This window comes from Bradyrhizobium sp. USDA 4516 (genome assembly GCF_054055915.1).
This window is the reverse complement of sequence record NZ_JBSRXT010000001.1, coordinates 4,507,832-4,521,382: the sequence shown is the minus strand read 5'-3', so window position 1 is coordinate 4,521,382 and position 13,551 is coordinate 4,507,832. Positions and strand designations below refer to the sequence as shown.

The following is a 13,551-nucleotide window of genomic DNA, read 5'->3' as shown; positions in this document are numbered from 1 at the left end:
CGGTAGCTATTAAGTTTCGCTTAACCCTGTTTTTGCAGCCAAACCATGGATTTGGCGAGTCTTTTCGCGGGTGCGGCCAGCGCCGTCCGCAGCATTTTTGTTATCAGACATTACGCTGGAACCGGCCCGATAATTCGCCGAACCCTTCAATCAGGGCTTCGGTCCCGTCGGCTTCTGCCATCCGGGCCTGGATATCCTGCAACCATGCCAGATTGGCCTCGCTGGAGTCTTCAGCCAAAGCCGCTTCCGCATCTTTTCTTTCCCTAAGTAAGGCGTGGGTTTTCTGATGCAAGGCAACAAGTTGACGCCAGGTTGATAAAACATCCTCGCGCGCCGCGCCGATCTGCGCACCCCACACCGCCTGGGTTGTGATCGCCCGCTCAACCCTTTGAAGAATAGGGGATAATCCGCCTGCTTCCAGGTCGGCCCGCATCTTCTCGGCCTGCTCCTCGGCGTCAGGGGAATGGTGATGGTCGTGGGCAAAGGCGGCGATGATGGCGGCCCTGAGCTTGTGGGCCTCGGGATGGGAGAGTTCCAGCGCCGCCACCTCCTCGAGATGGTCGTGCAGCAGCCAGGGGTGGTTGATCAGCGACTGCAGGATCAGGGCCTCGCGGCGCGAGATCGCGCTGCGCTGGCCGCGCATGATCGGGCTGTTGGCCAATTGGGGGCTGGCGGCCTGATAGGGACCCCGTGAAATCCCGGGGGTGGCACCGAACCGGCTGCCCTGCGGGCCTCCCTGTCGGCCGTTTTGGGCAGGTCCCCGGGGGACAAACTGGCGGGGTGATTCGCCGCCGCGGCCGCCGCCGAAATTGCCCCTTCCGTAGCCGCCGCGGCCATAACCGCCGCGGCCGCCCTCGGGCGCAAAATTGCGCTGCAGCCGCTCCTGCAGGTCCTGCCGGTAATAGCGGCGCACCACCTCGTCGCGGATGCCATTGGTGAGCTCGCCGATCCGCGCCTCCAGCGCGGCGCGGCGCTCGGGCGTATCGAAATTGCCGCCCTCGATCTCGCGCGACCAGATCATTTCGGCGAGCGGACGCGCGGCCGAGATCACGTCCTCGATCGCGCCGCGGCCGCCGGAGCGGGCGAGATCGTCGGGGTCCTGCCCTTCCGGCAGCAGCGCAATCCGCAGGCTCTTGCCCGGCTTGAGCTGCGGCAATGCAAGGTCGGCAGCACGATAAGCCGCCTTCTGGCCGGCGCGGTCGCCGTCGAAGCAGAGGATCGGCTCGTCGACCATCTTCCAGAGCAGGCCGAGCTGGTTCTCGGTCAGCGCGGTGCCGAGCGGCGCGACGGCGCCGGGAAAGCCCGACGTGACCATGGCAATGACGTCGACATAGCCCTCGACGACGATCAGCTGTGCGCCGTCATGCGCGGCCTGCCGCGCGGTGAACAGATTGTAGAGATTGTCGCCCTTGTGAAACAGCGTGGTTTCCGGCGAGTTCAGGTACTTTGCCGGAACGTCCTTCTCCAGCGCACGCCCGCCGAATGCGATGACGCGGCCGCGGGCATCCGTGATCGGGAACATGACGCGGTCGCGGAACCGATCGAACGGCACCGGCTTGTCCTCGCCGGACACCAGAAGCCCGGCCTCTACCATGTCGTCGGTGGAGATACCTAGTGCGCCGAGATGCTCCTTCAGCGCGAAGCGATCCGGCGGCGCATAGCCCATCCGGAACTGGAGCTGGGTCGCCGGCGAGATGGCGCGGTCGGCAAGATAGCCGCGCGCCTTGGCGCCGCCCCGCGAAGCCAGCGTGTCGGCGAAGAACTTGGTCGCCAGTTCCATCACGTCGTGCAGGGTGCGGCGGTGCTGCTCGTGTCGCGCGGCATCGGGCGTCACCGCCGGCAGCGGGACACCCGCCATCGCGGCGAGACGTTCCACCGCCTCGGGGAAAGTCACGCCCTCGGTCTTCATCAGGAAGTCGAAGATGTTGCCATTCAGCCCGGACGAGAAGTCGAACCAGGCCTGCTTCTGGTCGTTGACGAAGAACGACGGCGTCTTTTCCTGCTGGAACGGCGACAGCCCCTTCCACTCCCGGCCGGCCTTCTTGAGCTTGACGCGCCTGCCCACGACTTCCGAGACCGGAAGCCGGGCGCGCAGCTCATCGAGGAATTCGGGCGTGAAACGCATCAGTCAGGATTTTGGGCTCGGGCGGCGAATCGCGGACAACCGGTTAGCCATATAGCGGCACGGCCCGCCATGCCGAACAATGTGGGGCTTTTCCGGGCTATTCACAGGTCTGGCCCGTCGCGGCTCCGTCGAGCGGGTTACCCCCAAATCCACGGTGGAGAGCCTGTGCGGCAAGCTTGCCCCTTCCCCGCTTCCGGGATTGGATAGGCCATGTTCACGACATTCAGAGGCGGACAGAGCGGCGGCTGGCAGGTCACGTCCATCACGCGGGTGAAGGGCGAGACGCTGCCGAAGGTCGCGGCGTTGTCGATCGTTGCGAGCGAATCGATCGCGCTGCCGCTGCTGCCGGCGCAGACCTCCTGGCGGCTCGCCGGCGTCGCCAGCCATCTGCGCTACACCGAGAAGGAGGAGCGCGAGAAGCTCTTGGCCGTGCAGGCCGGGCTCGGCCGCAGCGAGGCAACGCACGCGGCGCTGATCCCGATCCGGAAATCCGCGGCGTGGTGGGAGCTCACGCAGGAGGAGCGCCGCAAGATCTTCGAGGACAAGTCGCACCACATCGAAGGCACCCTGAAATTCCTCCCCGCAATCGCCCGCCAGCTGTTTCATTCGCGCGACCTCGGCATGCCCTTCGACTTCCTGACCTGGTTCGAATTCGCCCCCGACAACGTCACCTTGTTCGACGAACTGGTCGGCATGCTGCGCGCGACCGAGGAATGGAGCTATGTCGAGCGCGAGGTCGACATCCGCGTGGTGCGGGAGGATTGACTTCTCTTTCGTGGTGGCCGGCACAGCCGTCAGAATGACGGCGTCGCTCCCGCTCGCCTATGACCCGGCAATCCATCAAGAGAATGACTATTGCGAAGTGAGATGGATCCCCGGGTCAAGCCCGCGCATGACGAAACATGCGGTACGTCCGAGCGCTAATGCTCGAGGAATTTTCCTGACGCGATCCGCGGCAGCTCGGTGACCGGCCAGTTGTAGAGATAGGTCCACGCCTCGCTCACATTGCCGTCGGCGAGCGTGACGGCAAGCATCTCGCGGACATATTCGGTCGGCGGCGGAAAGCCTTCGCCGCAGGCTTCGTACATGTCGAATTCACGCAGCATGGCCTCACGCTCCCGCAAGCGGAACAGCTCACCATGCACGATGTCCGCCGGATCGTCCGACACCACGAGGCCCGGATAATGCTTCACCAGATAGAGCCGGCCGCGGCACTGCGCCGGCCCGAGGAATTCGGCATTGCCCGCGAGCAGCTTCGCCATCGGATGGTCGAAGCCGCGCATCAGCGTGCCGTAGACGAAAAGAATATCGGAGGTCATAGGTTCAGTTGTCATTCCGGGATGGTCCGAAGGACCAGACCCGGAATCTCGAGATTCCGGGTCTGGTGCTAACGCACCATCCCGGAATGACAGAAAATCCCGGGGGACGCTAGGCCGCCGCCACCTCGTCCGTCACCACGACGAACTTCGTCAGCGTCATGCGGCCGAAGCTCGTGGTGAGGGCGACGTCGGCGGCGTCGCGGCCGGTCGCCATCAGGATGCGGCCGATCCGCGGCGTGTTGTGGCGGGCATCGAAGGTGTACCACTGGCCCGACAGATAGACCTCGAACCAGCCGGAGAAATCCATCGGCGCCGGGTCCGGCGGCACGCCGATGTCGCCGAGATAGCCGGTGCAGTAGCGTGCCGGAATGCCCATGCAGCGGCAGAAGGTGAGCGCCAGATGCGCGAAGTCGCGGCAGACGCCGGCGCGGCTTTCATAGACGTCGTGCGCCGACTTCATGTGATGGGCGTGCTGATAGCCGAACGTCACGTGGTGGTGCACGAAATCGGTGATCGCCTGCACCCGCGCCCAGCCCTGCGGTGTGTTGCCGAACAGCGACCAGGCGACATCGGTCAGCTTGTCGGTCTCGCAATAGCGGCTCGGCATCAGATAGAGCAGCATGTCGTCCGGCAATTGCTCGACCGGCAGCTGCTGTCCAGCCGGATTGACGATGTCAGGCAGTCCGGAATCGCGCACCAGCGCGCTGCCGCGGAAGGTGACGCCACCGCTGGGGGCAACGAGCCGCCCGCAGACATTGCCAAAGCCGTCGCGATAGAGACCGATCGGCACCTCCGGTTCGGTCGAAAGGCGCTCGGTGCCGACGATGTCGGCGTAGCGCGACGGATGGATCGACAGCATGATCACCATCGGGGTCGGCTGCGCCGCCGTGTAGGTGATCTCGAAGCCGACCTTGATCTGCATCGTCAGGCCGTCTCCTGCTCCGCGTTCTCGCCGACCGAGACCACCTTGATGTCGACATCCATGCCGAGAAAGGCGTCCGCCGCGCCGAGATAGACGCCGTGCAGCGGGATCGCCTGGCGCGGGTCGCGCGCCACCGCGACGCGGATCAGATCGCGCGTGCCAACGATGCCGTTGGTCGGATCGAACTCGATCCAGCCCGCGCTCGGCAGATAGACCTGCACCCAGGCATGGGTCGAGCCGCCGCCGACATAGCCGTGCGCGCTGCCGGGCGGCATCGCGAGATAGCCGGAGACGAAGCGCGCGGCGACGCCGAGCCGGCGCAGCGCCTCGATCATGAACAGCGCATAGTCGCGGCAGGTGCCGGACTGCGTGCGCAGCGTGTCGAGCGGATGCTGGGTGCCCTGCTCGTAGCGCTTGCGATAGCTGAACGCCTCGCGGATGCCGTGGGTCATGCCGCTGAGGATCTTGAAAGTCGGCGTCGGCGCCTCGACATCGAGGAAGCGCCGCGCGCAGGCCGACAGCTCGCCGTTCGGGTCGCCATATTGCGGCGTAATGAACTGCTGCAGGTCGGGGAATTCCTCATCGTCGTAGAGGAACGGATAGAAATAGGCGGGATCGTCCGGCGTCAGCGCAAACGTATCGGCCGGATTGTGCTCCACCGTCGCGGTCGAGACGAAGGACAGCATGTCGGCGCGCTCGTCGAAGGCGGCGATCGCCATGCTGTTGCCGAACACGTCGTGGATCCAGCGCAGCGACATCGGCTGTGGATCGATCACAAGTGCGCTGTCGAGCACGCGCAGATCATGGCCGTCACGGGGGCGCAGCATGATGCGGTGCTCGCCGAACGCCACCGGGCGCGCGTAGCGATAAACGGTCTTGTGATGAATAGTCAGCAGCGGCATCTTCAAACAATCATCGTGATTTCGGGCTGCATAATCTATAGAGAAAGCTGCCCGATTCCAGTTCAGCATGCCGCCTGAATAGGCAAAGTTGAGGAAAAAAGCCCTTGAATTACGGAGGCGGTCCATCGTTCCTGCTCGCGAGCACCGACGCTTCACCGGTTCTTGAACACAATGCCGACGGCCGCTCGCCGTTCCTGTTCACCTGCGACCATTACGGCAGGCTGATTCCCTCTCCGCTCGGCGACCTCGGCCTGCCCGAAGACGAGCTGGTGCGGCACATCGCCTGGGACATCGGCATCGCCGGCGTCGCAACCCGCCTCTCGGACCGGCTCGGCGCGCATTTGATCGCGCAGCGCTATTCGCGGCTCGTGATCGACTGCAACCGTCCGCCGCATGTCGCAAGCTCGATCCCGCTGATCAGCGAGGCCACCACGGTGCCGGGCAATGAAGGCCTGTCGCGCGAGGCCACCGAGATGCGCCACGCGCAGATCTTCGATCCCTATCACAAACGCATCGACGAGATCATCGACGCGCGCGCGCGTCGGGGCCTGCCGACGCTGCTGGTGTCGCTGCACAGCTTCACGCCGATCTACGCCGGCATCGCGCGACCCTGGCACATCGGCACGCTCTACCACCGCGACACGGTGCTGCCGCCGCTGCTGCTGAAGCATCTGCGCGCCGAGGGCGATCTCGTGGTCGGCGACAACGAGCCCTATGCGGTCAGCGACGAGACCGACTACACGATCCCCGTGCATGGCGAGGCACGCGGCCTGATGAACTCGGGCATCGAGATCCGCCAGGACCTGATCTCCGACCAGGCCGGCGAGACGGCGTGGGCCGAACGGCTGGCGCGCATCCTCAGAGAGATCGAGGCGACGCTGCGCACGGAAGCGCTGATCTAGCGACTAACGGTCAGCCAGGGCGTGGCCTCTAGCCCGAAGGCGGCTCGACGTGCTTTAATTGGCCGGGTTGAACTTCCAAGTTAGGGTAGTCCGTGGCGCCCGAGCGAGTGGAAAGGCGACTGGCAGCAGTGCTGGCGGCAGATGTCGCCGGCTACAGTCGCCTGATGGGAACGGACGAGGAAGGCACGCTCGCGCGGCTCAAGGCGGCCAGAAAAAATCTCATTGATCCAACGATCGCCGCTCATCGCGGCCGCATCGTCAAAACGACCGGCGACGGCATGCTTGTCGAATTCGGCAGCGCCGTCGATGCAGTGCGCAGCTCTGTAGAAGTCCAGAGCAGGATGGCAGAGATTAACGCATCCGCACCGCAACAGCAGCGGATCGAATTTCGAATCGGCATTCACGTCGGCGACATCATCATCGACAACGACGACATCTTCGGCGACGGCGTCAACATCGCCGCGCGGCTGGAGAACATCGCGGACCCGGGCGGCATATGCCTGTCCGACGACGCCTACCGGCAGATCCGGGGCAAGGTCGATGCAGCCTTCGAAGACATGGGCCAACAGAATCTGAAAAACATCACTGAACCGATCCGCGCCTGGCGAATGAAGATTGGCGCCAGACCTTCGCCTGAGCGCCATCCGGCTCCTGCCGAATCGCATCACATGCGCCCGTTTTCGGGAAAGCCCTCCATCGCGGTGCTGCCGTTTCAGAACATGAGCGGAGACAACGAGCAGGAGTATTTCGCGGATGGGATCGCGGAAGACGTCCTTACGACCCTGTCAAAGATTCAGGAATTGATGGTGATAGCTCGCAACTCGAGCTTCGCGTTCAAGGGGCAGAACCGGGACATTCGCGAAATCGGGCAGATCCTGGGTGCTCGTTATCTGCTGGAGGGGAGCGTTCGAAAGATCGGCAATCGCATCAGGTTGACGGCGCAGTTGATTGATGGTCGAGACGGCGGTCATCTCTGGGCGGATCGCTTTGACGGAGACCTGGACGACGTGTTCGATCTCCAGGACCGAATTACGCAAGAGATCGTCGAAGCGCTTGAGGTCCAGTTGACGGTCGGCGAACGCGCGAGGGTGTGGAGAAAGCGCTCGGGCAGTCCGCTGGCTTATGAGTATGTTTTAAAGGGGCGCGCCCTGTACGTTAATTTCGCAAGGCAAACTCACGCACAGGCCCGGAAGCTTTTTGAACAGGCGCTGGAGATCAACGGCTCGTTTATGCCTGCGCTCTACTTGTTGGGTCTGACCCTGACTGACCAGGCGCGCTTCGGTTGGATCAAGGATGAAAATGAAGCGTATCAAGCCGCACTGGGCTGCGCCGATCGGGCTCTCGCCGCCGACCCCAGCTTCGGGGAAGCATACCTGGTGATCGGCTATGTTCGTACCTATCAACGCCGTCATGATGAGGCTGTGGCAGCAGGAGAAACCGCGATCAGCCTCGCTCCCAGCAGCTCTGACGCCCATCACATGGCGGGCATGTACCACGGCTACGCCGGCAATTTCCGAAAAGCCGTCCTCTACGAGGAACACGCCCAACGGCTCAGTCCGATTGAGCGCAACGAATCCATGGTGGACGAAGCGCGCGCAAGATTTCATCTCGGAGATTTCGCGGCGGCGCACGATATAGCCTCCCGCGTTCTGAGGCAGCGGCCGCTCTGGCTGACCGCGCAGTCGACACTCATAGCGGCGCTTTGGAATCTCGGCCGGCAAGATGAAGCGCGCATGATCTCAAGCGACTTGCTGGCGGGCCACCCCAATTTCAGCCTGGCCCGCTGGGCCAGGCTGCTTCCGTATCGCCGACAAGGCGACCTGGATGCATTGGTCAACCCGCTACGCATGGCGGGGCTCCCGGAGTGAAGACCTGTCATCTTACAATGCCGGCGCGACGCCACACGCCAGACACCTGCGCGGCCGCGACTGCTTATTCGATTGCTCGTTCGGCTTCTTGCGCATCTCCGCGGATGAGACACCGCAGGGATCGGCGTATTCCGATTGGACCGGCTTTGCTGATTGCCCGGCCGGTTCGAAGCGCGATCAGGCAAACCCGATCAATTCGGCTGGCGCCGCCAGATGAACACCAGATAGAGCAGGAGAGGCAGGCCGAGCCCGGCCCACGAGACCGCATCCCACCAGCCGTCGCCAACCAGCGCGCTGATCAATCCGACCGTGCTCACGATCGCGATGACGAGCGGGGCGGCGAAGATCTGGGTCAATGAACGATGCGAGACCATGCTGACGTCACGACGATAATGCGGGGTTGTCGAGGGAGGCGGCGTTGGCGATCGCGCGTTCCTGGCTCACGCCCGCCTTGCGGCGACGCATCCACAGATACACGCCGGTGACGAGGATGAGGATGGTCAGGATGTCGAGCAGCGCCCAGACGATCTTGAGCGGCATGCCGCCATAGTCGCCGAAATGCAGCGGCTGCGAGACGAACAGGGTCGTCACATACCAGGGCATGTCCCTTGTGTCGGTCAGCTTGCCGGTTTCCGCATCGATCAGCGCCGGCTTCAGCAGCCGCGAGGTCAGCGGCGTATCGCCATGCAGGAACACCGCGTAGTGGCTCTTGCTGCTGAACAGGGTTCCCGGGAAGGCGACGAAGCTCGGCGTCATGCCGGGCACCGCATGGGTGGCCACTTCGACCGCCGCATTCAGCGAGGTCAGCTTCGACGGCACCGGCCGGTCCTTGTACTGCGCGGTCATTTCGGCGAGCTGGCCGAACTGCCACATCTTGAGCACGAGATCGGCCCAGGTGTTGATGACCCCGGTGAAGCCGACGACCAGCGTCCAGGCGACGAGCAGGATGCCCGCGAGATTATGGACGTCGAGCCAGCGCACGACGCGGGTCCGCTGCGCGCGATAGGCGCCGAAACGCAGTTTCCGCATCGACGGCGCATAGACCACGATGCCGGAGATGATCGCGACGCAGAACAGGATCCCCATCAATCCGAGGAACAGCTTGCCGGGCAGGCCCGCGAACATGTCGGTGTGCAGCTTCAACATGATGTAGGTGAAGCGGCCGGTCACATCGGGCGCATCAAGATAGGCGCCGGTATGGGTGTCCATCCGGATCAGCAAATTGTTGGTCGGATCGGCATCGATGGTCGGGCCGACGCTGACGAACATCGCGCTCGGATCGTCGCGATCCCAGATCAGGAAGTGAGGCACCTTTCCGGGCGCCTGCGCCAGCGCGTTGCCGAGCAGACGGTCCAGATTGGCCGGCGGCGTGCCTGGCGGCACGTCGGCCGGCTTGACCTGGCTGTGCAGGAGATCGTCGATCTGCTCGTGGAAGATCAGCGGCAGGCCGGTGATGCAGAGCAGCAGCATGAACAGCGTGCAGATGAGGCTGGTCCATTTATGAACAGCGCCCCATCGCCGCAAGGATCTGGTCGTCGCAGTCAATTTCGTTACCTAAAGCGCGATGGGATCAGGTTGGATCGTCATCGAGCTTTAGCCTCTTGTTGAAGCATGATCTTCTCGGAAAACCGCTTCGCACTTCTCGGGATCATGCTTTAGTTCCAGGTGTACTTCATCGTGCCCAGCACCGTGCGGCCATTGCCGAGGCCGCAATAGGGAAGCCCGGTCAGGCAGGATGCAACGTAGAAGTGGTCGGTCAGGTTGGTCACGTTGACCTGCGCCTTCCATCCCTTCAGGTCCGGCCACAGATAGGCGAAGTCGTAGCTGACCGACGCATCGAGCAAGGCATAGGAGGGAATGACAAAGGTATTGAAGTTGTCGCCGTAGGTCTCGCCGACATAGCGCACGCCGAGGCCGAGCCCAAGGCCCGCGAGCGCGCCGTCATACCAGCTATACTTGCCCCAGACCGCGACCTGGTCCTGCGCCGTGTTCATCATGTACTTGCCGGCATAGCCGGCAATGCTCGTCGTCACCCGCGGGTCGAGATGGGTGTATCCCGCCGTGATCTCGAGCTCGCGCGTGAGATTGCCCTTCAGCTCGAGCTCGAGGCCGCGGACGCGCACGGCATCGGTCTGCACGTTGAACAGCGGGTTTAACGGATCGGCCGTCAGCACGTCCTGCTGACGGATATCGAACGCTGCCGCCGTCACCATGAAGTTCGAGCCGTTCGGCTTGAACTTGACGCCGACTTCCGCGCCCTCGCCCGTCGTCGGCCTGAACGACCGGCCGGCGCTGTCGGCGCCGAGGTTGGGCGTGAACGAGGTCCCGTAGCTGACATAGGGCGCGAGGCCGATATCGAACAGGTAGCTCAGGCCGATGCGCCCGGTTTGCGCCGAGTCATCGCGCGAATAGTGGCCGGCCGGCGGATAGAACGCCATGCTGGTGAAGCCGGAGCTGACCCAGTCCTGGCGGCCGCTCATGGTCAGCGTCCAGCGATCGAGCTTGATCTGATCCTGCAGATAGGCGCCGAGCTGCGACTGCCTGTCGTCGCGCAGAATGAAAGGCGCCAGCGAGCTGGCTAACGGAACGGCGGTGCCGTAGACCGGGCTATAGGCATCGATCGGCGCAATCGGCGTCGTGCGATAGTCCGTGTTCGCCCACAGATCGAAGTAGTCGACGCCGGCCAGCACCTTGTGGACCAGCGGCCCGGTGGCGAAATCCGCCTGCAGCTGATTGTCGAGCGCGACATTGGCGGCGTTGGCCTTGACGTAGTTGTAGGTGCGCGCGACCAGACGATCCGTCACCATGCCCTCGGTCCGCACCGAGGCGAGGTCGTTGCTGACCTGGGTGTAGCGGAGGTTTTGCCGGAACTGGAAGATGTTGTCGAAGCGATGCTCGAACGCGTAGCCGACCGCGAACTGCTCGAGATGATAGCCATCCAGCCCGGGCTCGCCGAGGTAACGATTGTAGGGAATATGTCCGTTGGGGTTGGGCAGGAAGGACACCTGTCCCGGGACGTATTGCTGGTAACCCTTGTTGTCGACCTTCTGGTACTGCGAGAGCACGGTGAAGCTGGTGTCGTAGGTCGGGCGCCAGGTGAAGCTCGGCGCGAGGAACAGCTTGTTGTCCTGAACGAAGTCGGTCTGGCTGTTGCTGTCGCGGCCAAGGCCGACGATGCGGTAAAGCACCCGGCCGTCCTTGTCGGCCGGGCCACCGATGTCGAAGGCGCCTTGGAAGCGATCGAACGAGCCGAAGCTGCCCTCGATCTCGTAATGCGGCGTCTCGGTGGGCCGCTTGCTGACCAGGTTCAACAGGCCGCCCGGATCGGACTGTCCGTACAGGCCGGATGATGGCCCCTTCAGGACCTCGATGCGCTCGAGACCATAGGTCTCGATGCGCGGGACCGCGAAGGTCGTGGTGTCGGTCGGCAGCCGCAACCCGTCGAGATAACGCGGCGCGGTGAACCCCCGCAGCTTGAACTCGTCGAAGAACGCGTTGGCGCCAAAACTCTCGATCGTCACGCCGGGCGTGTAGCGCAGCGCTTCGGTGATGTTCTGCGCACCCTGCGCCTGGATCTGATCCTGGGTGACGATCGAGATCGACTGCGGCGTCGTCAGCACCGGGCTGTCGGTCTTGGTTGCGGTGACGCTCTGGCTGGCGAGATAGCCGGTGACCGGCCCGTTGCCGCGCTCTCCGCCGCCACCCGCCCCCGGTGCTGGAACGTTCTGCGCGGGCGCCCGGTTCGCGATCGATCGCGGCGTCGTACGTGCAGGACGCGCCGCGCGTCGCGCCGGCTGCGTCCGCCGCGCCTGCTGCTGTTGTTTCGGCGCCTCGACCGTCACCGGCGGCAGCGCCGATTGCGCAACGCTTTCACGCGGCATCACCACACTCAGCACGAACAAACCACTGCCGGCCATGTACCCGGCCGCCAGCGCAGTGCGACGAAACATCCGACCCCCGTCAACTCACATCGCCTTCATCCTGGCCGTCACTAACACGATGAAAGACGTACGCAGCCGATCGGTGATTAGAACACGTCCAGTGTTGGGCTTATCGCCGATGGTGTTGCGTGCTCGCAACGTGAACGCAGCGAAACTGCGTCAATGCGCCTCAGATTTTTCGAGCGCTTCTAAGGACGATTCTAAACTGCGTTTCGCTCCGCGATACTTCGAGTCAGTTCCGCGCACAGCGATCGAACGACGCCGTGCGCGGAAGCGATGATCGCAGTTGCGGTGCTCTCGCCGAGCTCAGCGTCAGACTTCGGTGACGTGCTCCGGATCGGCCGATGCCAGCGCCGCGGCACGCTCGGCGCGCGGCGGATAGATCCAGACGGTGTTGATCTCCCGCTTGGTCTTCTTGGCCACATCGCCGACCATCTCGACCTTGCGCTCCCAGCCGCGGGTGAACAGCGCACCGGCCTCGCCGAGGTCGAGGCAGGTGACATAGGCCTTCTGGTGATACGGCCTGGTCGGGACACCGAGCAGCTCGGCCGCGGCGTTGTTGCCGGCAAAGGCGCCCATCCGCGTCGCGTGCTGGCACGACATCAGCGCGTAATTGCCGACATCGTCGCATGCGGCACGCGCCGCATCGCCGGTGGCGAACACACCCGCGACCGACGGTACGCGCAGATCGCGATCGACCAGCAGCCGGCCGAAATTGTCGCGCTCCGCCGGGATCTGCGTGGTCAGCGGCGCGGCGCGAATGCCCGCCGCCCAGACCACGGTCGCGGCCTCGATATGCTCGCCGCTGGAGAGCGTGACGCCGGACTTGCTGACCTCGGCGACGCCGGCGCCGAAGCGGCCTTCGACGCCGAGCTTGCGCATCGCGTCCTCGATGATCGGGCGCGGGCCCTCGCCCATGTCGGGCGCGATCGCCACGTTGCGATCGACGATCACGACGCGCGGCTTGGCGTCGCTGCCGAGAATGTCCCGGAGCCGCGCCGGCATCTCGGTCGCCGCCTCGATGCCGGTGAAGCCGCCGCCGGCAACGACCACGGTGTCGCGTGCCACTGATGCCGGCTGCCTGGCGAGGTCGTGCAGATGGCGATCGAGCGCGATCGCATCCGCAAGATTGTCGACGCTGAAGCCATGCTCGGCGAGACCGGGTACGTTCGGACGGAACAGCCGGCTGCCGGTCGCCACCACAAGGCGATCATAAGGCAGCGTCTTGCGCGCGTCCTTGGCGGTGACGATCTGCACGGTGCGGGCCTTGGTGTCGACGGCTTCGGCGCTGCCCTGCACATAGACGACGTCGATCGCGTTGAAGACGTCGAGCAGCGGCGCGGTCAGTGTCTCCGGCTTCGGCTCGTAGAGCCGCGGGCGCACCACCAGGGTCGGCTCCGGCGCGACCAGCGCGATCTCGAGCTCCTCGGGCGAAACGCCCTTGATGTCGCGCAGGCGGGCTGCGCAGAGCGCGGCGTACATGCCGGCAAAGCCGGCGCCGATGATGACAATTCGCATGGGTATCTCCTCTGGGTTGGCAGTCTCTGATGTCCGCGCGTTGCCGCCGCTGCC

Annotated in this window: 11 protein-coding genes; 3 read left to right on the top strand and 8 right to left on the bottom strand. The window is 64.3% G+C overall.

What is annotated here, in order from left to right:
* Positions 1-103: 103 nt before the first annotated feature.
* Positions 104-2,125: a DNA primase gene (dnaG, locus tag ACVI1L_RS20995; RefSeq protein WP_456783671.1), complete on the bottom strand. Its 2,022-nt coding sequence runs from the start codon at positions 2,123-2,125 to the stop codon at positions 104-106.
* A gap of 210 nt (positions 2,126-2,335) precedes the next feature.
* Here dnaG and ACVI1L_RS20990 point away from each other — a divergent pair, with 210 nt between their 5' ends.
* Complete coding sequence (locus tag ACVI1L_RS20990; RefSeq protein WP_456783670.1) at positions 2,336-2,890, top strand: chlorite dismutase family protein; 555 nt, start codon at positions 2,336-2,338, stop codon at positions 2,888-2,890.
* A gap of 155 nt (positions 2,891-3,045) precedes the next feature.
* On the opposite strand, the gene ACVI1L_RS20985 is transcribed toward ACVI1L_RS20990, so the two are convergent.
* From ACVI1L_RS20985 to ACVI1L_RS20975, 3 genes are all read right to left on the bottom strand, one after another.
* On the bottom strand, positions 3,046-3,444 hold the full coding sequence (locus ACVI1L_RS20985; protein ID WP_316395585.1) for a gamma-glutamylcyclotransferase family protein: 399 nt from the start codon (positions 3,442-3,444) through the stop codon (positions 3,046-3,048).
* A gap of 109 nt (positions 3,445-3,553) precedes the next feature.
* A complete protein-coding gene (locus ACVI1L_RS20980; protein ID WP_057018064.1) occupies positions 3,554-4,366 on the bottom strand; it encodes a transglutaminase-like domain-containing protein in 813 nt (270 codons plus the stop codon).
* 2 nt (positions 4,367-4,368) lie between these two features.
* Positions 4,369-5,268 carry a transglutaminase family protein gene (locus tag ACVI1L_RS20975; protein WP_456783669.1) on the bottom strand — a complete coding sequence of 300 codons (900 nt, stop codon included), beginning with the start codon at positions 5,266-5,268 and terminating at the stop codon, positions 4,369-4,371.
* Between the two features lie 104 nt (positions 5,269-5,372).
* Here ACVI1L_RS20975 and ACVI1L_RS20970 point away from each other — a divergent pair, with 104 nt between their 5' ends.
* Both ACVI1L_RS20970 and ACVI1L_RS20965 read left to right on the top strand, forming a co-directional pair.
* Positions 5,373-6,170, top strand: coding sequence for an N-formylglutamate amidohydrolase (locus tag ACVI1L_RS20970; RefSeq protein WP_456783668.1), 798 nt, complete (start codon positions 5,373-5,375; stop codon positions 6,168-6,170).
* A gap of 128 nt (positions 6,171-6,298) precedes the next feature.
* Positions 6,299-8,038: an adenylate/guanylate cyclase domain-containing protein gene (locus ACVI1L_RS20965; RefSeq protein WP_456783667.1), complete on the top strand. Its 1,740-nt coding sequence runs from the start codon at positions 6,299-6,301 to the stop codon at positions 8,036-8,038.
* Positions 8,039-8,229: 191 nt separating this feature from the next.
* Here ACVI1L_RS20965 and ACVI1L_RS20960 read toward each other — a convergent pair whose 3' ends face one another.
* The 4 genes from ACVI1L_RS20960 to ACVI1L_RS20945 form a co-directional block, all read right to left on the bottom strand.
* Positions 8,230-8,412, bottom strand: coding sequence for a hypothetical protein (locus ACVI1L_RS20960; protein ID WP_057018065.1), 183 nt, complete (start codon positions 8,410-8,412; stop codon positions 8,230-8,232).
* 7 nt (positions 8,413-8,419) lie between these two features.
* Positions 8,420-9,583: a PepSY-associated TM helix domain-containing protein gene (locus ACVI1L_RS20955; RefSeq protein WP_456783666.1), complete on the bottom strand. Its 1,164-nt coding sequence runs from the start codon at positions 9,581-9,583 to the stop codon at positions 8,420-8,422.
* A gap of 110 nt (positions 9,584-9,693) precedes the next feature.
* Positions 9,694-11,955 carry a TonB-dependent siderophore receptor gene (locus ACVI1L_RS20950; RefSeq protein WP_456785573.1) on the bottom strand — a complete coding sequence of 754 codons (2,262 nt, stop codon included), beginning with the start codon at positions 11,953-11,955 and terminating at the stop codon, positions 9,694-9,696.
* 336 nt (positions 11,956-12,291) lie between these two features.
* Entirely contained in the window at positions 12,292-13,497 is a 1,206-nt protein-coding gene (locus tag ACVI1L_RS20945; RefSeq protein WP_456783665.1) for an NAD(P)/FAD-dependent oxidoreductase, read from the bottom strand.
* Between the last annotated feature and the right edge of the window lie 54 nt (positions 13,498-13,551).

Excerpts from the sequence above, each read along its gene's own strand:
- dnaG (WP_456783671.1), bottom strand. The coding sequence starts at position 2,125 with ATGCGTTTCACGCCCGAATTCCTCGATGAGCTGCGCGCCCGGCTTCCG.
- ACVI1L_RS20990 (WP_456783670.1), top strand. The coding sequence starts at position 2,336 with ATGTTCACGACATTCAGAGGCGGACAGAGCGGCGGCTGGCAGGTCACG.
- ACVI1L_RS20985 (WP_316395585.1), bottom strand. The coding sequence starts at position 3,444 with ATGACCTCCGATATTCTTTTCGTCTACGGCACGCTGATGCGCGGCTTC.
- ACVI1L_RS20980 (WP_057018064.1), bottom strand. The coding sequence starts at position 4,366 with ATGCAGATCAAGGTCGGCTTCGAGATCACCTACACGGCGGCGCAGCCG.
- ACVI1L_RS20975 (WP_456783669.1), bottom strand. The coding sequence starts at position 5,268 with ATGCCGCTGCTGACTATTCATCACAAGACCGTTTATCGCTACGCGCGC.
- ACVI1L_RS20960 (WP_057018065.1), bottom strand. The coding sequence starts at position 8,412 with ATGGTCTCGCATCGTTCATTGACCCAGATCTTCGCCGCCCCGCTCGTC.
- ACVI1L_RS20950 (WP_456785573.1), bottom strand. The coding sequence starts at position 11,955 with ATGGCCGGCAGTGGTTTGTTCGTGCTGAGTGTGGTGATGCCGCGTGAA.
- ACVI1L_RS20945 (WP_456783665.1), bottom strand. The coding sequence starts at position 13,497 with ATGCGAATTGTCATCATCGGCGCCGGCTTTGCCGGCATGTACGCCGCG.